Genomic DNA, 19,325 nt, shown 5'->3' on the forward strand with positions numbered 1-19,325 from the left:
CCCCCAGCCATGAATCAAATCGCGAGCAACTCGCGTGCATGCTTGCGCGTGGTGGCCGTGATTTCCAGGCCGCCCAGCATGCGCGCCACTTCTTCCACCCTGGCCTTGGCGTCGAGCATGTCGATGCGCGAAGCCGTCTTGCCATTGTCCAGGGTACTTTTTGCCACCTGGAAATGCTGATTGGCCTGGCTGGCCACTTGCGGCAAGTGGGTCACGCACAGCACTTGCCGCCCCTGCCCCAGGCGCTTCAGCAAGCGGCCCACGACTTCGGCGACGGCGCCGCCGATGCCGCTGTCGACCTCGTCGAAGATCAGGGTCGGCGTGGTGGTGGCGTGCGAAGTGATGACGGAAATGGCCAGCGCGATGCGCGCCAGTTCGCCGCCGGACGCCACCTTGGCCAGCGAGCGCGGTGCCGTGCCCGCATGGCCGGCGACGAGAAACTCCACTTGCTCGAGGCCGTGGGCGGCCGGCTCGCAAGGATGGAGGGCAATCTCGAAGCTGCCGCCCGTCATGCTCAGTTCCTGCATGGCGCGCGTGACGGCTTGCCCCAGCTCCAGGGCGGCGGCGCGGCGCGTGGCGGACAGGCGCTCGGCCACGGCGCGGTACTCCGCCTCGACCTTCGCTTCCTGGCGCAGCAAACCTTCGATATCGGAAGCGTCGGCCAGGTGCTGCAGCTTTTCCGACAGCTTGGCGTGTTCCTCCGGCAACTCTTCGGGCGTGACGCGGAATTTGCGGGCCGTGCTGTGCATGGCTTCCATGCGCGCGTCGAGCTGGTGCAGGCGCTCCGGGTCCAGTTCCACCCGGTCAAGATAATTGTTCAGCGCGTACACGGATTCCTGCAACTGGATACGCGACGATTCGATCAGGTCGACAATCGGCTGCAATTCCGCATCGACGGACACGAGCTTGCCCAGCTTCTGGTTCAGGCCCGACAGTTGCGACACGATCGGGTGGTCTTCCGACTCGGAAATCATCGACAGCGCTTCCTGCGCGCCTTCCAGCAGGCTGGCCGCGTGCGACAGGCGGCTGTGCTCGTTGGTGATGTCCGTCCACTCGCCGGGCTTGGCGGCCAGCTTTTCCAGTTCGCCCACTTGCCATTCCAGGCGTTCGCGCTCGTACAGCACGTTGGCGGCGTTGGTTTCGAATTCCTCGCGCTGGCGCACGAGGGCGCGCCAGCGCTTGTGCAGGGCCGCCACTTGCCGCGCGTCCTGTTCCGCGCCCGCTTCGCGCGCCGTCGCCTGGCCGTCGAGCAAGGCGCGCTGGGCTTCGCTTTTCAGCAAGGACTGGTGCGCGTGCTGGCCGTGGATGTCGACCAGCATGTCGCCCAGTTCGCGCAACTGCGCGGCCGTGGCGGGGATGCCGTTGATGTACGCCTTCGAGCGGCCCGCATTGTCGATCACGCGGCGCAACAGGGCGCCGCCATCGTCGTTGGCGAACTCATGCGCCACCAGCCACGCTTGCGCCACTTCGCTGACGGAAAAGTCGGCCGTGATGTCGGCCTTGGCCGCGCCTTCGCGCACGACGCTGGCGTCGCCGCGCCCGCCCAACGCCAGCGTCAGCGCATCGATGAGGATGGACTTGCCGGCGCCCGTCTCGCCCGTCAGCACGCTGAAGCCGGCGGAAAATTCCAGTTCAATGGTATCGACAATGACAAAATCGCGAATGGACAGTGTATGGAGCATGGCTTCAGTGGTTGGGCGGCGCGCCGCGGGTTGAGATGGAGAAAAAGTTAGCTGAGCTTGCCCTCGCCCGACGGATACTCATTCCAGTGCAATTTTTCACGCAGGGTGTTGTAGTAGCTCCACCCTTCCGGATGCAGGAAGGTAATCGTGTGCGGCGAACGGCGGATGAGGATGCGGTCTTGCTGGATCAGGCTGGCGAAGGTCTGCATGTCGAAATTGACGCTGATATCGCGCCCGCGCACGATTTCCACGACGATCTGGCTGGAGTCGGGCAGGACGATGGGACGGTTCGACAACGCATGCGGGGCGATCGGCACGAGCACGATGCCGCCCAGGGTCGGATGCAGCAGGGGGCCGCCGGCCGACAGCGCATACGCGGTCGAGCCCGTGGGCGTGGCGATGATCAGGCCATCGGAACGCTGGTTGTACATGAAGTGGCCGTCGACCTCGACGCGCAGTTCCGCCATGCCGGCGCCGCCGCCGCGCGAGACGACGACATCGTTGACGGCCATGCCCACGTGGATCGACTCGCCGTCGCGCAACACGCTGCCTTCGAGCAAGGTGCGGCGTTCGGCCTTGAAGCGGCCGCCGAGAATTTGCGCCAGCACGGGCAGCATGCGCTCGAGCGGAATATCCGTCATGAAACCCAGCCGCCCCTGATTGATACCGATCAAGGGCACGTCGAATGGCGCCAGCTGGCGCGCAATACCCAGCATGGTGCCGTCGCCGCCCATGACGATGGCGCAATCGGCCGCGGCGCCGATCTCGGCCGGCGACATGGCATGCACGCCGGGAAACGCCAGGTTCAGGTGCGCGGCCGTCTCCGCCTCGAAGACCACCGTGTGGCCCAGCACTTGCAGGAAATCGACGATGCTTTTGACGGGTTCGGCAATGCCGTCCGTATTCTGGCGCACGACGAGGGCGATGGTCTTGGCGCCCAGGTTGAAGCGCTCGCCCGGGGCTGGCAAGGTCGCGGCAGGCTGTTCGGCGCGCTGTTCGGCGTGTTTATCGACGGGCATAAGAGTCTCGGTAGTGAATTCGGTGGCAAGCCGCCCCAGGCTGTCGCGTCGCACGCCGGCATCGCATGATACTGTATATATGCACAGTATAGTGCGGCTGCCGTGTGCCCGCAAGGGGCGTTCTTGGTGTTGCACGCAGTGTAGCGCAGAAAAAGAATCGTCCATGCGTGCGCCAGCGCTCCCTGCATGGGCAAATCCGCTTGCACGCGGCCCATGGCGGCGGGACACTGGCCTCACATCCTTTTTCCTGTCAGGAGGCCATATGGTTACCCAGCATAGCGAACGCAAGATCAATACCGATGCAAAGGTCAAGAATGACGGCGTCGACCGCCTGCCACACGAGCGCGATGAATCGCCCGATGCGCAAAACGTGCGGCCGCGCAAGATCATGCAGCAGGCGGCCAGCGACCTGGAACAGGGCCTGGTCGACACGGACCGCCGCGCCCAGCCCGGCGTGGAAAAGGTCAAGCCCGCCGCGCCGCAACAGGCACGTCCGGACCCGCAGCTGGAACCAAAGAAGGCGCCCTGACTCCAACCCTCAGACACTGCTGTTCCGGAGTACGCCATGCACCGTTACGTCTGTTCCTTGCTGCTGGCCGCTGCCTGCGGCGCGCCCATCGCGCACGCCCAGGCGCCCGCCATGCCCGTGGGCTTCGGCCCGCAACCCGCCCTGCCCGCGCCGGACAAGCAACTGATTCCCACCGTCAACGTGGCGCCCGTGCAGCGCTGGACGGCAGCGCAGCGCCCCGTGGCCGCGCCTGGCCTGGCCGTCCATGCGTATGCGCGCGACCTCGACCATCCGCGCTGGCTGTATGTGTTGCCGAATGGCGACGTGCTCGTGGCGGAAACGAATGCGCCGCCGAAGCCCGACGATAACAAGGGCATCAAGGGCGCCATCATGCAGATGCAAATGAAAAAAGCGGGCGCCGCCACGCCCAGCGCCAACCGCATCACCCTGTTGCGCGGTGTCGATAGCAACGGCGTGGCGCAATCGCGCAGCGTGTTCCTGCAAGGCTTGCACTCGCCATTCGGCATGGTCCTGGTGGGCAACGATCTGTATGTCGCAAATGCCGATGCGCTGCTGCGTTTCCCATACAAAACTGGACAAACGGCCATCACGGCACCCGGCGTCAAGGTGATGGATTTGCCGGGCGGGCCCATCAATCACCACTGGACCAAGAACGTCGTCGCCAGCGACGACGGTAAATTCCTCTATGTTTCCGTCGGCTCGAACAGCAACGTGGGCGAGAACGGTCTGTCGGCCGAAGACGGACGCGCCGCCATCTGGCAAGTCACGCGCGCCACGGGCAAGGCACGCGTGTATGCGACGGGTTTGCGCAACCCCGTCGGCATGGCCTGGCAGCCGCACAGCGGGGCACTCTGGACGGCCGTCAATGAACGCGACGAACTGGGCAACGATCTGGTGCCCGACTACATGACGTCCGTCAAGGATGGCGCCTTCTATGGCTGGCCCTACAGTTATTTCGGCCAGCACGTCGATGCCCGGGTCAAGCCGCCGCGCCCTGAACTGGTGGCCACCGCCATTGCTCCCGACTACGCGCTGGGCGCGCACACGGCCTCGCTGGGCCTCGCGTTTTATGACGGCGCCCTGCTGCCCGAACGCTACCGGGGCGGCGCCTTCATCGGCCAGCACGGCTCGTGGAACCGCAAGCCCTACAGCGGCTATAAAGTCATCTTCGTGCCCTTCACGAATGGCGTGCCCAGCGGGCCGCCGCAGGACGTCGTCAGCGGCTTCCTCGACAGCAATGGCAAGGCGCAGGGACGCCCCGTCGGCGTGGCCGTCGACAAGGCGGGTGCACTGCTGGTGGCGGACGACGTGGGCAATGTCATCTGGCGCGTGACGCCGGCGCCGTGACTGCCGATGCGCCCCACATGCCTCCCTGCATGCTCCCCCTGTGTGGCGCAACGAACGGAAGGGCAAGGGAGGCTCGCGCATGATGGATGCTCGAACCACGCAAGGAGTACATCATGAAAAAAACAGGATCAGCCGTCTGGAGTGGCGGCCTTAAAGATGGCAAGGGGTTTATTTCCACCCAAAGCGGCGCGCTCGACAATGTGGCCTATGGCTTCAACACGCGCTTCGAAGACGGTCCCGGCAGCAATCCGGAAGAACTGATCGGCGCAGCCCATGCCGCCTGCTTCACCATGGCCCTGTCCGGCCAGCTGGGCGAAGCGGGCCTGCGCGCCACGGCCCTGAAAACCACGGCCGACGTCAGCCTGGAAAAAATCGATGGCAGCTATGCCATCACGGCCGTGCACCTGACCCTGGTGGCCACCATTCCCGGCGCCACCGACGAAGCATTCCAGGACGCGGCCCTGCGCGCCAAGCTCGGCTGCCCCGTATCGAAGTTGCTGGCCACGGAAATCACCCTGGACGCCCATCTGGAGTAATGCCGGCATGCCGTCCGTTGCCGTTCCATCACCGGGCGGCAGGGGCGGTCTCGGCAAGAAAGCCGTAAAACGCATAAAATCCTGCCATTCCCCTATCACTATCAAGGATTTACGATGCGTATTTTGCACACCATGTTACGGGTCGGCGACCTGCAGCGCTCCATCGATTTTTATACCAAGGTCCTGGGCATGACGCTGCTGCGCACCAGCGACAATCCGGAATACCAGTACACCCTGGCCTTCGTCGGTTATGGCTCGAACCCCGACCACGCGGAACTGGAACTGACGTATAACTACGGCACCACCAGCTACGAGCTGGGCACGGCATACGGCCACATCGCCATTTCGGCCGAGGACATCGTCGCCGCTTGCGACGCGGCACGCGCGAACGGCGGCAACGTCACGCGCGAACCGGGTCCCGTCAAAGGCGGCAACACGGTCATCGCCTTCATCACCGACCCGGACGGCTACAAGATCGAATTGATCGAACGCAAGTTCGACGGCCAGGGCGCCGGCCTGTAAGTCCTCAGCCTGGCTCGGCGGCCTGTGCGATGGCCGCGCGCAGCCAGGCGATGCCCGCATCGCCGTCCGTGCGGCGATGGCGTATCGTTTCAAACGCAAACGGCGCGATGGCAAATGGCGCGGCGTACAGCGCCAGCCCCTGCGCCGCGCGCCCCTGCAAGGCGCGCCGCGCCACCGTCAGTATCAAATCCGTTCCCAGCAGCAACGCCGGCGCAACCGTCCAGTGCGGCACACGCACGGCGATGCGACGCGTCTTTCCCAGCTGGGCCAGAGCCGCGTCGACTTCGGCCGCCATGCCGCCTTCGCCGGATGCCACCAGCACATGCGGGCGCGCCAGATAGGTTTCCAGACTCAGCATTTCACCGGACGCCAGGCTGGCCGGATCGAGCGCGCACACGAAGGTTTCCTCGAACAGGGTTTCTCGATGTAATTGCTCGGGCAGTTGCGGGAACACGCCCAGCGCCAGGTCGATCTCGCCATCCTGCACGCCCGCGATCATGGCCGGGCGGCTGGCGTGGCTGACGGCCAGGTCGATGCCGGGTGCTTCCACGCGCAGACGCCGCAACAAACGAGGCAAGATCAGCGCCGCGCCGTAATCCGACATGGCCAGGCGAAACACGCGCTGCGCCGTGGCCGCCTCGAAGACGGCGCCACCGAGCACGGAGCGCACGCTTTGCAGGGCTTCGGCCAGCGGCCGCGCCAATTCCAGGGCGCGCGCCGTCGGCTGGAAGCCGCCCTTGCCGCGCAGCAGCAGCGGATCGCCGAGCAGATGGCGCAAGCGGGCCAGCGCATGGCTGACGGCAGGCTGGCTCATGTGCAAGCGCTCGGCCGCGCGCGACAAGTGGCGCTCGCTGAGCAGGGCGTCCAAGATCACCAGCAAATTCAAATCGACGGCCCGCAGATTATTCATTTGGTGCATAGTTTAATGACAAACTACGAATTGGATTTAATCATGACAGCATAATACGATGATCCCATCAACTCAACAGTGATGGAGTCGCATATGCATGGATGGATTACCGTATTTGCCCCGCTGGCCATGCTGGCCGGCGCCGTCGTCCCCTTCCAGGCGGGCGCGAATGCCGCGCTGGGCCGCAACCTGGGCCACCCGCTGTGGGCCACGCTCGCCTCGCTGGCCGTCAGCGCCGTGCTCGCATCGCTCGTGATGCTGGTCTGGCGGGTGCCGGCTCCCGAGGTCGGCCTCGCCATGCGGGGGCCGGGCTGGTCCTGGCTGGGCGGCGCGGCCGGCGTGTTTTACATTACGGCCGCGCTGATGCTGGCGCCGCGCATGGGTTCCGGCCCCTTCATGGCGGCCGTCATCGGCGGACAAATGCTGGCCGCGCTGGCCATCGACCGTTATGGCTTGCTGGGCTTTGCCGTCAAGCACATTTCTCCGCTGCACTGGGCCGGTGCGGGGCTGGTGGTCGCTGGGGTGATCCTGACACAAATCGCCAACAGCCGCGTCGTGTGACGCCGGGCACGGGGCGAAAAAAAACCAGCACCGTCGCCGGTGCTGGTTTTCATCTGAATCCCGAGACAAATATTACTTGTCGAGCAAGGCGTTCACTGGCATCAAGTCCGTTTCCTTCAGGGTGCCGGCCGCCGCCTTCAGGCGCAAGCCGTTCATGATGGTGTCGTAGCGGGCTTTCGACAGGTCTTTTTGCGTCGAGAACAATTGTTTCTGCGCATTCAAGACGTCGATATTGATGCGCACGCCCACTTGATAACCGAGCTGGTTCGACTCCAGCGCCGACTTGCTCGACACTTCCGCCGCTTCCAGCGCCTTCACTTGCGCCAGGCCGCTGTTGACGCCCAGGAAAGCCTGGCGCGCGCCTTGCGATGCCGCGCGGCGTGCCGATTCCAGGTCGTTGCGGGCCTTGTTTTCCAGCGCGATCGATTCGCGTACCTTGCTGGTGACGGCAAAGCCGCTGAAGATCGGGATGCTCCACTGCACGCCGATGGCGTTGTTATTGGAACTGCCGCTGCCGCCGCCCGTCGTGTAGGTATGGCCCGCGTTGGCGATCAGGTCCAGGGTCGGGTAGTGGCCGGCGCGGTTGCGGCCGATGTCGCGCTTGGCCGATTCCACGCTGAACTGGGCCGTGACGACGCCGTAGTTCTGCTCTTCCGCCGAGCTCACCCACGGTTCGATGGCGGCCGGTTCCGGCGCGCTGATGACCACGCCCGTGCGCATCGGCGCCAGCGAGGTTGGCGCTTCGCCGATGATGGTTTGCAAGGCGCTGCGTTTGTTGGCCAGGTCATTGATGGCGGCAAATTCCTGCGCCACCACCAGGTCGTAGGCCGCTTGCGCTTCGTGCGTGTCGGTAATCGTTTGCGTGCCGACTTCGAAGTTGCGCTTGGCCGATGCCAGCTGCTCCGTCGTCGCCACTTTTTGCGCCTGCGTGGCGCCCAGGTTATCCTGCGCGCTCAGCACGTCGAAATACGCTTGCGCCACGCGCGTGATCAGGTCTTGCTGCACCTGTGCAAATTGCGCTTCGGCAATCGCCTGCGCCAGCTTGCTTTGCTGATAGGTTTCCCAGCGATCCCAGCGGAACAGCGGCTGCGCCAGGGTCAGGTTGTAGGTATTCGTGTGCACCTTGACCGTCGGCATGGAAATCGTGCTGGTGATCGGCTCGATGCTGTTGCGCGTGTTGCTGCCTGACGCCGACACTTGCGGCAGCAAGCCTGCCAACCCCTGCGGAACCCGCTCCATCCCGGCCGACAGGGCCGCACGCGCGCTCGCATACTGCGCGTCATTGGCCAGCGCCTGCTGGTACACCTGGATGAGATCGGCCGCCTGCGTGTTAAGCGAGAAAAAAGCGCTGGTCATCAGCACGGCGATAAGGGGTTTCCGCATTGCATTTCTCCGTTGGAGTCGTCAAAAGTTGATGGAATCAAAAATCTGTTACAGCCTGCCTGGCGCCCGCCCGGATAAGAGCAGGGTACAGGCCTCCGCAGGCATGCCCGATGGCATACCTGGGAGTGCATCTACTGCAAAATAATTTAGTATTGAGGCATGCTGCTGTCGACTTGCAGCGCCCAGGCGTGCACGCCGCCCGTCAAATTACTGATCTTGCCAAAACCATTGCGCTCCAGGAAGGCAGCCACTTGCATGCTGCGCATGCCGTGATGGCAGATGCAGACGATCTCCGCGTCTTCATCGAGGTCGTCGATACGCGCAGGAATCGAATTCATCTGCATCAGGGTGGCGCCATCGAGGTGGCACAGCTCAAACTCCCACTGCTCGCGCACGTCCAGCAGGAACGGACGCGGGCGGGAAGTGTCGGCCAGCCAGGCGGCCAGCTGCGGTGCGCTCAAATGCTCCATCGAATCGGTCGCCTCAGAACTGGAAATGCGACGGTGCAACAGCTTGCAGCGGCGTGACATTGGTTTCAAACAGCTTGCGCGTGTCGTAAGCCTTGTCCGAGGTGCGCGTGATCAGGTGCGCGGACATGATCGGCGCTTCGCCGATGATGGCCAGGATGCGGCCGCCGACTTTCACTTGTTGCAACAGCGCTTCCGGCAGGACCGACAGGGCGCCGGACACGACGATCACGTCGTACGGCGCGCCCTTGCTCCAGCCCTGGGCGCCGTCGCCCAGTTCCACGGTCACGTTGGTGACGCCATTGGCGGCCAGGTTCTGCTCGGCCAGGGTTTTCAATTGGGGAACGATTTCCACGCTCGTCACATGCCGCGCCTTGTGCGCCAGCAAAGCGGCCATGTAACCGCTGCCGGTGCCGATTTCCAGCACATTTTCATGCTTCTTGACTGCTACGTCCTGCAAAATGCGCGCTTCCAGCTTCGGCGTGAACATGCATTCGCCGCCGCCCAGTGGAATTTCGGTATCGACGAAGGCCAGGTTCTTATAGGCGGCCGGTACGAAATCTTCACGTTTGACCACGTTCAACAGCTCCAGCACGTCGATATCCAGTACGTCCCATGGACGGATTTGCTGTTCGATCATATTGAAGCGGGCTTGTTCGATATTCATCTTTGGACTCGGTAAGTGAAGTAATAATCCGCCATTTTATCGTTGAACTGGCTGAAAGCACATGTTAACCATAAAGGCGGGGAATGGAGGAAATTTGCGACGATCTGCAGATTTGGGGGGGCGAACCTTGGAAAAGGGGCAACTGAACGGTAGCAGCGACGCCGGCGCGTCAGCTTTTCCCGGGCGCCTCCGCCTGCAGGCTGCGCAAACTCATGTCGATAAAGGCATTCATATAGGCCACCGGATCGATGTTCTTGACCTCGCACGGCAGGAAGGAATGCGTCCACATCATGAGCATGGTGACGGGCGCGCTGAGGATGGTGCTGACCAGCACGGGATCGACCTGGCGGAATTCGCCGCGCTGCATGCCCCGTTCGACCAGGCTGGCGATCAGCGCATTGCCGCGCGTGACCACCTCTTCGTTGTAAAACTGCGCCAATTCGGGGAAATTGTTGGATTCGGCCAACATCAGCTTGGTCAAACCGGCCAGCTTGGTGGCGCCAAACTCTTCCCACCATTGCATCATCATGCTGCGCAACAACTCGGCGCTGCTGCTGTCCGAGGCGGCCATGCTGTCCTCCGCCTCGCCGATCGACTGCACGATATTGTCGCGCACCACCGCCTTGAACAGTTCCTGCTTATTCTCGAAGTACAGGTACAAGGTGCCTTTCGACACGCCAGCCCGCTTGGCCACATCCTCCAGGCGCGTCGATGCGAAGCCCCGTTCGACAAACAGGTCGAGGGCGGCGGCGAGCAATTCCTGCGGGCGGGCATCCTTGCGCCGCTCCCAGCGGGGCTTGGTATCAATCGGGGCTTGCATCTGTCTTTCCAAGTAACTTACTTTTGAGTCATTAATAGTAGACCTGTCTACCGGTGAGGTCAAGCGCGACACACCTGTTACGTCGGAATAGAAACTTGAACAGCGTAATAGAAACTTGAATGGGCGATCAGGTCGTTTTAATAACAACTTGAATCATATAAGTAGTTGAGGGTTTCCGTAAGGGTGGCTACGTGCCGTGCTTTCTGGGGCAGGGTCATATTTTTATTGACAAAGGAAAAAACGTGTCCATAATACTCCTATTAATAGTTTTATTTACTTCTAAAGTTGGTATATGAGCCCATTCTCAACAGTATTTCGGGAATTGCGCATATTTTGCGAGCTACGGCAGGCTGAATTCGCCTCCCAACTTGGCTACGAACAAAGTTATATCTCAGCTATTGAGCTGGGCACCAAGGGGCCGCCATCCATCGATTTCATCGAGCGCCTGGTGCAGCGTTTGCAGCTTGACGAGCATTGGAAGAAGCGCTTGCTTGAAGCGCTGGACGAGTCCCAACGAAAAATTATGTTGCCCAATGAGGCGCCAGATGAGCTGTACAGGATGTTCAATGAACTTCGGCGCCAGATCGGTGCATTGCACCCGGCCCAAGTGGAATTGATACGAATGGCATTGCGCATGCCTGTCATGTTGTCGCACCCACCTTTCAAACCTTTGCGCCCTCTCAAGCGCAAAGGAGAACCAGACAGAACCGATGTGGTCGAAATAATACGGTAATGCCAAGCTGGTGGCTTGGCATCAGATCAGGACGAGACGGTTGGCCACTGTGCCTCGCGCTATTAATCCTGCTCTGCCAAAGCATCACGTAAATAGTCGCACTCGATAGTCGTGTATTGACCGACGTCCATAATGTGAGCTATTTACCTCCAAAATTTGAGCTTTTCCGTTTGCAGGACGACATGAATGCTTCGGTGCGTCATTGCTTGCGGAAAAACATATTCTGGAGATGGAGCGGTCCATGTCGGGAACTACGCAACAATTGACCAGTTCGGGGCGTTTCGATGCCCCATCAGACTTGATTGCCGTTCCGGCCGAGCCGACACCCAAGCCTCGACTACAAAAAGGCATGACGCACAAGAAGTTGTGCCAGCGCATCAGGTTGGGCCATGGCATAGGGCATGGCAGCGGCTATTTGCCTTGGTTGATCCTGCGGCGCAACAACCCTTCGCCCTATTCGAATCAGGTGGCCACCTCCATGCCGCCTTTGCGCCGTGGCGCCTATTATTACTCACGTGGCGAATACCACACCGCATTGCTGCTGTTATGGCTAGGTGTGCGGGACCTGCGCGAACAATTTCCGCTATGGCCAATCGCCCATCCCCATCCGCTCGATGGAACGCCGGGCACGACTCCCATCCAAAGACCGTGGTCTCGGGGCTTGCTCGATATCGCCCGTGAAGCCGGTATCGATCATGGCTACGAAATCGGTACGGGCATTCCCTATGTCGCGAGCCTTGACCTGCTGGCCACAGCACCGCTGCCAGGGGGAGATAGGCTGGCAGCTTTCTCGTCGAAACCGATCGTTGACCCCACTCAGGAGGTCGACTGGCGCACGCTTGAACGGCTGGAGTTGGAAAGGCGCTATACCGCCGCTATCGATTGTCCCTATTTCGTTTCCAGTTCCGCCCTGATACCGAAACTCATGGCCGGACAGCTTGAAGTCTGGTTGGACGCGTCGACATTGTATTGCGCACCGCATCTCATTACCTGGGCCGGCGAGTTCGCGCACTACCTCAACGCCAGCCTTGATCTGCCGATCAACGAAGCAGTGCTCCATGCGGCCCGTACGCTACGCCTCACGACCGCCGAGGCCTGGCTATTATTCCAGCACTGTGCATGGACACAGAGCATCGACATCGACCCATCGCGACGTATTCTGACCTCCTACCCAATCCGGCCAGGTGGGCGGGTCATGCGAGACGACTTGCGCCGGCACTTTTTCGGAGATACATGGCCATGACGGAAACGACCATCGAGCCGGGCCTGGTGCTTGCCGGGACTTCGGACAATTCGCCTCTTCCTGGCCTGCATCGCGTGCTGGAAGTGGCTTCGTACCTGGATCAAGTCACACTCATCCCGATTCCGAGTATCGGCCGGGACATGCCGGGCAAGAAGCAGAAAAGCTATTACGCCAAGGGATTTTTTTTAAGAAAGCTATCCCATTTGAAATTCTGGCTTGAAACGGATGCTATTAAACCGACAACGTTGGTCTTGCCGAACCACTGGCACCTTGACGATGAAGATTTTCGCCGCCTGTGGCCTCCTTGCGACGACCCGGCTGTCGCGCCGGAAGACCGGCACCGATCAACGCTTGAACTTCGGCGGGACCGCAAATGGACTTTGATCGCACCACTCATTCCTGCCGGCGCCGGTATACGGCCACCGAACCTGGCCTGCCTCGATTCTCTGGTGCGCGCGCGGGCAAGGGAGGCTGGCGTCAGCGCGGGACAGGTATTTGATGCATTGCATCGATATTATGCTTTTGGATGCATCAAAAATGCCTTGATACCCAATAATGTTGGTCGATCCGGCGCACCTGCGGTTCCGCGCCGGGGAAAAAACCAGGTCAAGCTGGGCCGCAAAAACACGGCCGTCAAAGCCGGCGACACGGAGAAAGCTGGACTCATCCTGACCGATCAGGACGTGCTGAACATTCAAGATGGCTATATTTCGTTCGTCCGTCCCGGCACAACCGTGAGGCAAGCCTTCCTGTCCATGACCGGGACGTATTACAGCACCGGCCATGTTCTTCAACAAGGCCTGCTGACACCAGTACTGTTGGATGCCCACTTACGACCGACTGAAGACAATTTTCGCTATCACGGACCTAAAGCGCCGGACGCCACCGGCGCCGCGCGCAGGTTAATGGGTGAGGGGAAATGGGCCCGTGATTATCGTTACCTGGCCGGCACGGTGCGCGACGGCATCGTCGCGATCGGGCAGGTCGGATCGCTTGATGCGTCCCCGGTAGACGTCAATTTCGTCGCATGTGGTGACCCGCGACAACCGATCGGCGTAGGCCGGGGCCTGTTCGTGCGCGATGCGTGGCTCGGACTGTATCTTGGCTGGCATATCGGCATGGGAGGATTGGGCACGGACGACGCCAAGATGGCGATTTTGAGGGCCGCGACGGACAAAACTTCCATGCTTGAACGCTACGACCTCGATCTGTCGCCTGAAGATTTTCCCTCGCTGTTTTTCACCAAATACCTCAGCGATAACGGGGAATTGCGCAGCAAGGGCGGCATCACGACCATGGTAGACGACCTGGCGTCGCGCATCGAATTTATTGCCAGCGGCAGAGCGGATCGCAACAGTCCATCGGAGTCGGGACACCATTCGCGACACCGCAATTTCGACCATCACATCACTGGCACTACAAAAGGGCGCCCATCGAGGCGCGGCGAGCGGCCAGCGATTACCAAAGCCTTGATCTCACGCTTTTCCTATACGCGCCTGCTCTTGCTCTGGATACACTGGGCCAATACCAAACAGGATCTTCCCCTGCATATGGTGCCGAGCGAAATGCGCAGGGAATATGCAGCACAAGGGGAAATCGTTCCACGTACCCGCATTGCCATCTATCGATGGGCAAAACTGAATGGCTATGTTGCCGGAAAACCGGTTGACCCAACCTATCTACGCTCGCATTTGTTACCGCGCTTCACCGCGAGTGTTCAGCGCAGGGGACTTGTGTTGCATAGGCCCAATACCGGCAACGCTGTTGAATTACTACATGGCGCACGGTTCAATCACCAGTATCTGGCCGAATCCGGCCTGATTCGCGATGCGATAGCAAGCGGCAACATCCACATCGAAGTGCGGGCAGATCCGGACGACCTGTCTCACATTTTATTGATGGATAAAAACGGAACGCACATTATCCCCAACATCAAGGATGACGCCATACTGCTTCACGAGGGTGGTATAGCTGACCTGTGCGGGCTCAATGACGCGGATCGCTTGTACGTTCAGGCGACAACATCGCGCCGCGACCAGGATGAGATCGATCAGCAGGCACTCAGGCAAGAAACTGAAGCCGATGCCAGGGATAGGAAAAAACTGGCGCAAGAAAGCCTCGGGAAGAAGACTGCACAGAGCAATAAGGCGGGCAATGTTCGCGCTGCACAGGCACAAGAAAAACGCGACCAGCTCGACGATGCCGTGCGGCGCGCAACCGAACCTATTGCACCCTCACCACCCTCGGCACAGCCACCGGCCACAGCATCGCCGCCAATGCCAGTACCAGCCGAACCGGCGCCACCGGCTTTGTCGACCTTGACCGATATCAGAAAGCATCGCCTATCCCGCTTTAATAGTGAAAGGAAGTTTTGATGTTCTCATCCGCCCAAACCACCGCCTCACCGCCCTTCCCCAATCCTTTTCTGGAACCGCTTGAAGTGCATTTGTCGACGCAAAACCTTGAACAACGCCTGTCGAATTGGCCGTTGGACGGCCTGGACATCAAGAACCTCGACATGCAGACGCGCCTTGATCTACTCGATCGGTTGCAAGATCAAATGTTTGAGCCAACGCTGACAGCCATTGATACGACAAGCCGCCTGTTCCGGGTGATACGTCGCGGCTACACATCGCACAATCCGGCCTTGGTCTCGTCGCGGCAACAAATGATGGCGCTTGCCCGCTGCGCCGGTCGGGAACTCAATAATTTGCCTTGGTTACCCAGCTACGCAAAAGGATTGCGCGCGAGTGGTATCACGGGGCTCGGCAAAAGCTACGAGATTTTGCGTGCACTGAGCCTCATTCCTCAGCGCATAGAGCACGGCCCGTCCAAAAGCGCCGACTGGAACCACATGATTCAAGCTCCATGGCTGTACGTGGCAATGAGCCACGACGGCTCTCTCGGCGGCCTGCTGCTCCAGATATTGACTGCGCTCGACGCTGCCATCGGCACCAATTATGCTCGCGCCCGTGACATCGCTGGCCTGAGCAATGAAAAGCTCGCAGTCCATATCGGCATCATCCTGCTCAACCACGGCGTCGGCGTGTTGGTCATTGATGAATTACAAGGTCGCAATTTCGCCGGTGGCGTGCGAGGAGGCCTCGCCGCGACGTTTTTCCTGCGCTTGCTCAACTTCGGCGTTCCTCTGGTATTGATGGGTAACCCCCTCGGTATGGACGCTCTCGATTCATTTTCACAAGATATGCGCCGAGTCGGCTCGGGCGGCAACATAGAAATGCATCCGATGGAGTCATTTGACTATGACTTTACCGACGTGCTGGCACCGGCGCTGTGGCGCTACAACGTAATGCCGGAACCGTCGCCGATTATCGACAAGGACGGTGCGATCCTGTTCAAATATTGCGGTGGCATCCGCGATTATGCGGGCCGCATCCGCGCTAGTTCGCAGCGCTTGGCGCTCGACGAAGGCTGCGCTTATGTCACCGAAGTCCATATGGAGCAAGCCTTCAACGGTCCGGACTTCAGCGCCAAGGACAGAGCGTTGATCGCTGGCTTTCGCGACAAAAACCCTATTCTTCTTCAGCAATTCGACGATATTCCTTGGCGCAGTTATGCGGTGCGTTGGGGATTGCACCCGTCCCCCCAAGACGCATCGGCAGCAGCGCCGGCAGCAGTGCCGGAAACGCCACCGAAAGCATCATCACCGCCTAAAGTGCGCAAACCTGTGGCGCAGCAGTCGAAAGAAACCGCACAACGCAATCGCACCAGAAAAGCCAATCAAAAAGCGGAAAACGCCATGAAAAAGGCCAGTCTTGAGCCGGAGGATATGCGCAATCAAGGCTTGCAAGAACATCTGATCAGCGGCCTGGAACAACTCCAAGCCAACAATTCACAGATCAATCCATCCTCATCAGGAGCGTAAGCATGCCCGTCAAGACCACTGCACGCGCATCAAGTATTCTGCCTTTTTTTCCTCTTGGCTTTCCCGATGAGACAATTGGCTCACGAGTAAGCCGTTACCATATTCGCCGTGGCCGGCCAACGATCCAGGTGACGTACAAGCAGTTGTTCGACAAAGCTCCGTTCAGTTTGACAGGGCTAGTCCAGCCCAACCTTGACAAGCTGGCCGAAAAATTACCTGGTTTGCCTAGTCACAATCTGGTCAAAATACAGAATGACAGCACCCTGTTACCACTATTCCAGCAGTTCTTCGGCCCCAAGTCCGCCACAAGGCATCCGGATCGAATCCCAGGTCCACCCTTGATCAAACTGCCGCGACGTATCAAGGGCGACAACAGGCTGACCTATATCTGCACCCACTGCCTGATCGACGATGAACGCGATCACGGCTGTCCATACATCCATCGTGCGCACCAGATCCCAGGCGTCACCGCGTGCTGGAAACATGCCATCCGATTGCTCGATCGCTGCCCGTCGTGCGGATGCCCGTTCGCTGAGCCAAATCAATTGATCCTGTCCGCATGGATGGGATGCGAGTGCGGTTGCACCCTTACCGACCAAATACGGCCAGATCTGCAGCCAGCGTGTGCGGTAGAAGTTGAATTCGCACGCTTTGCACAAGTGCTCCTAGCTGCGAAGCCAAGCAAACTGAGTATCGAACAATTGATCGATATCTACAAAGTACGTGCCATTGAAATTGGATGCCAGTGGGGAGACAAGCGCGTCAATCACAGTATGCTATTGGGGAAAATCGAAGCGCATTTCGGCGCCGAATTGTTCGCCAAGATCGATCCGGCTTACAAATCCGGAAAAACAGAACATTGGCTCAATATTCTCTGTGCCCACTCTGCGGTGGAGGCGCCGCTAACGCGGCACCTGATGGCCGCCTACTTTCTTTTCCGCGATGCCGCACTCTTTCTCAGCCGCGCCGACGCCATCCTGTATGCCAAGCCCGAACTTGGTGATCTTCCTCATATTACAGGTGCAGCCCCGCGCTCGCCCAATGGCAACGTCGAATCCATAAGGGAAAAACGACCGGAAGAAGAGCTGCTCGATGAACTGGTTAATCTGGCGCAGCGCGATCATTACGATATCGCACAGTTATGGCGCCATCATTTCGGCAGCATGAAACGGGTTGTCAAATTACTGCCAAATGCCAGCGAAGTGATTGAACGCCGCTTGGCCAGCGCGGCTGCAAAGCAAAAAAAAGATGCCGCTAGGGCACTCAAAGTTCGCGAACAGCGTCTTGTGCGCGATGCCCAGTTGTCGGAAGCTGTCAAGGCAAGCGCGGTCGAGTTATATGGGGAAAATGCCAGGCCCGTGCGAGTTACCAAGAATCGATTGTTGCAAGCATCAAAATCCAAGTCTAAATCCTCTTGGCCTGCAGGGCCGGGATTTCCGTTGACTGCCGCAGCGATCAGCGCCAATGAGGAAAGCCTCTGGCATTTTTATGCCAGGCGCATCCTGTGGACCTTGCAATGTCTTCATGATCCGCACACGACCGAACACAAAATCATTGCGCTATCCAAGCTCGAAGTCAATAAGTTCAGGGTCATCATGGAATATTTTTCCGACTTTGTTCCTTGCGGAGGAGGCTCAATTCAGGTCATCAAGTCAGTCCTGAAATCGCGCGGCCTTGCCAAGAATTGGCAAGGCCCTTGTCCCGAACGCGAATTCTACAAGGCAGGCCGGGCTTATCGCCTGCGCACCGCACGCCGGGGCCCCATTGGCGGCCGCGCTGGCGATACACAACTGGGTGCCTGACGCTCGGCCATACGATCCGTGTAAAGAGAACCCAGATGGATATCCATTGCTTGCCGATTGCACGATCCGACGAAACGCTTTATAGCGTCGTCGCAAGGATACGGCTGGCCAACGCGGCAAGAAATGACATCGATGCCTGCCAGAGTCTGTTTGGCCATTCACGCAACACGCGAGTGTCCGACTTCCCCGTCAACCTGAAACGGTTTTGTGACGTTACCCAAGATTGCTTTGGCGATCCTGCACGTGTTCTCGCTAATATGACACTGAGCGGCTTTTTTGAGCGGCTGGGCAGCCGCCCATGGAATAGCGGCTCGGCTCCAGCACCGATCATCACCGCAGGCTATGGCTTGTCGACGTTGTCGAACGGTTCGGCCGGCAGATGGAGGATGTGTCTGCGTTGTGTCGAGAGTGACCTGCGTTGCCATGCGACTGCATTCTGGCGACGTGCGCACCATCTGCCCACGGCATTCGTCTGTCCCATCCACGCCACGCCTCTGGCGAGCTGTATACTGGCACCTCTCGAACGTCACAAGCGCTTCCTGCTACCGGAGCAAACCGAAGCGGACACCCTCAAGGCGCACGTCGATTGGGCAGCGCACCACCATGCCTTGAATCGCCTGACCGCGCTGGGCATGGATGTGCTGGAGGATACCCGGCAAAGTATCGATGCGGACACCCTACACGCGACCTTGCTCAACGCACTCGGTGATCACGGCCTGCTGACGGCGACGGGCAAGCTACGGCGCATACCATTTTCCAGCGAATTCGTACATCGTTACCAGTTCCTGAGCGGGCATCCCGACTTCACTCCGGCGCTCTCGCCGCAGGGTATCGCCATCTTGCAGCGCAGCTTTATTCATCCGGCACCGGCGCGCTCGGCCATCCACAACTTGCTCCTAGTTGATTGGCTATTCGGCTCCTGGCAAGCATTTCATCAGCATTGCCTCTGGCAAGCGACGATGGACTGCGCACCATCTCAGCAAGCACGACATGCTCCGGAGGTAACACCTCAAACACACCGAAGAAGGTGCTTGGAATTTCTGGACTCAGACGGCAAAGCATCGCGTAGCCGTTTTGCAAGGGCTGTACCGACTTCGTTTCGGTGGCTGTTGCGCTTTGACCAAAACTGGTTCGACGCCACTTTGCCTATTCGTTCAAAGGACAAGCAGCCAGGGCTGTTCTGAGCCACTAATCACCAAACCTGTTGATGTGTCTATT

Annotated in this window: 18 protein-coding genes; 11 read left to right on the forward strand and 7 right to left on the reverse strand. The window is 59.9% G+C overall.

Going from position 1 to position 19,325, the window contains the following annotated elements; all coding sequences use genetic code 11:
* Positions 1 to 14 precede the first annotated feature (14 nt).
* Both recN and CLU90_RS15985 read right to left on the reverse strand, forming a co-directional pair.
* Positions 15 to 1,682 (reverse strand): DNA repair protein RecN, encoded by a 1,668-nt coding sequence (gene recN / locus CLU90_RS15980; protein WP_092711903.1) that lies wholly within the window; start codon positions 1,680 to 1,682, stop codon positions 15 to 17.
* 47 nt (positions 1,683 to 1,729) lie between these two features.
* Positions 1,730 to 2,701, reverse strand: a complete 972-nt coding sequence (locus CLU90_RS15985; RefSeq protein WP_232731224.1) for an NAD kinase — start codon at positions 2,699 to 2,701, stop codon at positions 1,730 to 1,732.
* Between the two features lie 262 nt (positions 2,702 to 2,963).
* Between CLU90_RS15985 and CLU90_RS15990 the strand changes: the two genes are divergently transcribed.
* From CLU90_RS15990 to gloA, 4 genes are all read left to right on the forward strand, one after another.
* Positions 2,964 to 3,230 (forward strand): hypothetical protein, encoded by a 267-nt coding sequence (locus CLU90_RS15990; RefSeq protein WP_092711905.1) that lies wholly within the window; start codon positions 2,964 to 2,966, stop codon positions 3,228 to 3,230.
* Positions 3,231 to 3,266: 36 nt separating this feature from the next.
* On the forward strand, positions 3,267 to 4,577 hold the full coding sequence (locus CLU90_RS15995) for a PQQ-dependent sugar dehydrogenase (protein WP_100428370.1): 1,311 nt from the start codon (positions 3,267 to 3,269) through the stop codon (positions 4,575 to 4,577).
* A 113-nt stretch (positions 4,578 to 4,690) separates the two neighbouring features.
* Positions 4,691 to 5,113: an OsmC family protein gene (locus tag CLU90_RS16000; protein WP_035828320.1), complete on the forward strand. Its 423-nt coding sequence runs from the start codon at positions 4,691 to 4,693 to the stop codon at positions 5,111 to 5,113.
* 114 nt (positions 5,114 to 5,227) lie between these two features.
* Positions 5,228 to 5,635 carry a lactoylglutathione lyase gene (gene gloA, locus CLU90_RS16005; protein ID WP_092711909.1) on the forward strand — a complete coding sequence of 136 codons (408 nt, stop codon included), beginning with the start codon at positions 5,228 to 5,230 and terminating at the stop codon, positions 5,633 to 5,635.
* Between the two features lie 4 nt (positions 5,636 to 5,639).
* Here gloA and CLU90_RS16010 read toward each other — a convergent pair whose 3' ends face one another.
* Complete coding sequence (locus CLU90_RS16010) at positions 5,640 to 6,545, reverse strand: LysR substrate-binding domain-containing protein (RefSeq protein WP_100428371.1); 906 nt, start codon at positions 6,543 to 6,545, stop codon at positions 5,640 to 5,642.
* Between the two features lie 93 nt (positions 6,546 to 6,638).
* Between CLU90_RS16010 and CLU90_RS16015 the strand changes: the two genes are divergently transcribed.
* On the forward strand, positions 6,639 to 7,106 hold the full coding sequence (locus CLU90_RS16015) for a DMT family transporter (protein WP_198511224.1): 468 nt from the start codon (positions 6,639 to 6,641) through the stop codon (positions 7,104 to 7,106).
* A gap of 72 nt (positions 7,107 to 7,178) precedes the next feature.
* Here the strand turns inward: CLU90_RS16015 and CLU90_RS16020 are convergent, their stop codons facing one another.
* The 4 genes from CLU90_RS16020 to CLU90_RS16035 all read right to left on the reverse strand — a co-directional run bounded on the left by CLU90_RS16020 (position 7,179) and on the right by CLU90_RS16035 (position 10,443).
* The gene (locus CLU90_RS16020; RefSeq protein WP_100428373.1) at positions 7,179 to 8,489 is read right to left on the reverse strand and encodes a TolC family outer membrane protein; all 1,311 of its coding nucleotides are present in this window, start codon (positions 8,487 to 8,489) and stop codon (positions 7,179 to 7,181) included.
* Between the two features lie 146 nt (positions 8,490 to 8,635).
* Positions 8,636 to 8,959, reverse strand: a complete 324-nt coding sequence (locus tag CLU90_RS16025; protein WP_092711915.1) for a rhodanese-like domain-containing protein — start codon at positions 8,957 to 8,959, stop codon at positions 8,636 to 8,638.
* 13 nt (positions 8,960 to 8,972) lie between these two features.
* Entirely contained in the window at positions 8,973 to 9,623 is a 651-nt protein-coding gene (locus CLU90_RS16030) for a protein-L-isoaspartate O-methyltransferase family protein (RefSeq protein WP_092711917.1), read from the reverse strand.
* Between the two features lie 169 nt (positions 9,624 to 9,792).
* Complete coding sequence (locus CLU90_RS16035; RefSeq protein WP_092711919.1) at positions 9,793 to 10,443, reverse strand: TetR/AcrR family transcriptional regulator; 651 nt, start codon at positions 10,441 to 10,443, stop codon at positions 9,793 to 9,795.
* Positions 10,444 to 10,735: 292 nt separating this feature from the next.
* Here CLU90_RS16035 and CLU90_RS16040 point away from each other — a divergent pair, with 292 nt between their 5' ends.
* The 6 genes from CLU90_RS16040 (at position 10,736) to CLU90_RS16065 (ending at position 19,291) form a co-directional block, all read left to right on the forward strand.
* Positions 10,736 to 11,176, forward strand: a complete 441-nt coding sequence (locus CLU90_RS16040) for a helix-turn-helix domain-containing protein (RefSeq protein WP_086147246.1) — start codon at positions 10,736 to 10,738, stop codon at positions 11,174 to 11,176.
* A gap of 241 nt (positions 11,177 to 11,417) precedes the next feature.
* Positions 11,418 to 12,419 carry a TnsA endonuclease N-terminal domain-containing protein gene (locus CLU90_RS29345; protein ID WP_157808835.1) on the forward strand — a complete coding sequence of 334 codons (1,002 nt, stop codon included), beginning with the start codon at positions 11,418 to 11,420 and terminating at the stop codon, positions 12,417 to 12,419.
* Positions 12,410 to 14,794 carry a hypothetical protein gene (locus CLU90_RS16050; RefSeq protein ID WP_100428374.1) on the forward strand — a complete coding sequence of 795 codons (2,385 nt, stop codon included), beginning with the start codon at positions 12,410 to 12,412 and terminating at the stop codon, positions 14,792 to 14,794. Before CLU90_RS29345 ends, CLU90_RS16050 begins: the two co-directional genes overlap by 10 nt.
* Positions 14,794 to 16,305, forward strand: coding sequence for an ATP-binding protein (locus tag CLU90_RS16055; protein WP_086147243.1), 1,512 nt, complete (start codon positions 14,794 to 14,796; stop codon positions 16,303 to 16,305). The genes CLU90_RS16050 and CLU90_RS16055 overlap by 1 nt, the downstream gene beginning before the upstream one ends.
* 2 nt (positions 16,306 to 16,307) lie before the next feature.
* Complete coding sequence (locus CLU90_RS16060; RefSeq protein WP_086147242.1) at positions 16,308 to 18,107, forward strand: TniQ family protein; 1,800 nt, start codon at positions 16,308 to 16,310, stop codon at positions 18,105 to 18,107.
* A 35-nt stretch (positions 18,108 to 18,142) separates the two neighbouring features.
* Complete coding sequence (locus CLU90_RS16065) at positions 18,143 to 19,291, forward strand: TniQ family protein (RefSeq protein WP_100428375.1); 1,149 nt, start codon at positions 18,143 to 18,145, stop codon at positions 19,289 to 19,291.
* The last annotated feature ends 34 nt before the right edge of the window (positions 19,292 to 19,325 follow it).

This window comes from Janthinobacterium sp. 67, from assembly GCF_002797895.1.
In the GTDB taxonomy this organism is placed as follows: domain Bacteria; phylum Pseudomonadota; class Gammaproteobacteria; order Burkholderiales; family Burkholderiaceae_D; genus Janthinobacterium.

Bases quoted from the DNA above. Each gene is read 5' to 3' on its own strand.
- CLU90_RS15995 (WP_100428370.1), top strand. From the start codon at position 3,267: ATGCACCGTTACGTCTGTTCCTTGCTGCTGGCCGCTGCCTGCGGCGCG.
- CLU90_RS29345 (WP_157808835.1), top strand. From the start codon at position 11,418: ATGTCGGGAACTACGCAACAATTGACCAGTTCGGGGCGTTTCGATGCC.
- CLU90_RS16015 (WP_198511224.1), top strand. From the start codon at position 6,639: ATGCATGGATGGATTACCGTATTTGCCCCGCTGGCCATGCTGGCCGGC.
- CLU90_RS16060 (WP_086147242.1), top strand. From the start codon at position 16,308: ATGCCCGTCAAGACCACTGCACGCGCATCAAGTATTCTGCCTTTTTTT.
- CLU90_RS16065 (WP_100428375.1), top strand. From the start codon at position 18,143: ATGGATATCCATTGCTTGCCGATTGCACGATCCGACGAAACGCTTTAT.
- recN (WP_092711903.1), bottom strand. From the start codon at position 1,682: ATGCTCCATACACTGTCCATTCGCGATTTTGTCATTGTCGATACCATT.
- CLU90_RS16040 (WP_086147246.1), top strand. From the start codon at position 10,736: ATGAGCCCATTCTCAACAGTATTTCGGGAATTGCGCATATTTTGCGAG.
- CLU90_RS15990 (WP_092711905.1), top strand. From the start codon at position 2,964: ATGGTTACCCAGCATAGCGAACGCAAGATCAATACCGATGCAAAGGTC.
- CLU90_RS16020 (WP_100428373.1), bottom strand. From the start codon at position 8,489: ATGCGGAAACCCCTTATCGCCGTGCTGATGACCAGCGCTTTTTTCTCG.
- CLU90_RS16035 (WP_092711919.1), bottom strand. From the start codon at position 10,443: ATGCAAGCCCCGATTGATACCAAGCCCCGCTGGGAGCGGCGCAAGGAT.
- CLU90_RS15985 (WP_232731224.1), bottom strand. From the start codon at position 2,701: ATGCCCGTCGATAAACACGCCGAACAGCGCGCCGAACAGCCTGCCGCG.
- CLU90_RS16010 (WP_100428371.1), bottom strand. From the start codon at position 6,545: ATGAATAATCTGCGGGCCGTCGATTTGAATTTGCTGGTGATCTTGGAC.
- gloA (WP_092711909.1), top strand. From the start codon at position 5,228: ATGCGTATTTTGCACACCATGTTACGGGTCGGCGACCTGCAGCGCTCC.
- CLU90_RS16000 (WP_035828320.1), top strand. From the start codon at position 4,691: ATGAAAAAAACAGGATCAGCCGTCTGGAGTGGCGGCCTTAAAGATGGC.
- CLU90_RS16025 (WP_092711915.1), bottom strand. From the start codon at position 8,959: ATGGAGCATTTGAGCGCACCGCAGCTGGCCGCCTGGCTGGCCGACACT.
- CLU90_RS16050 (WP_100428374.1), top strand. From the start codon at position 12,410: ATGGCCATGACGGAAACGACCATCGAGCCGGGCCTGGTGCTTGCCGGG.
- CLU90_RS16030 (WP_092711917.1), bottom strand. From the start codon at position 9,623: ATGAATATCGAACAAGCCCGCTTCAATATGATCGAACAGCAAATCCGT.
- CLU90_RS16055 (WP_086147243.1), top strand. From the start codon at position 14,794: ATGTTCTCATCCGCCCAAACCACCGCCTCACCGCCCTTCCCCAATCCT.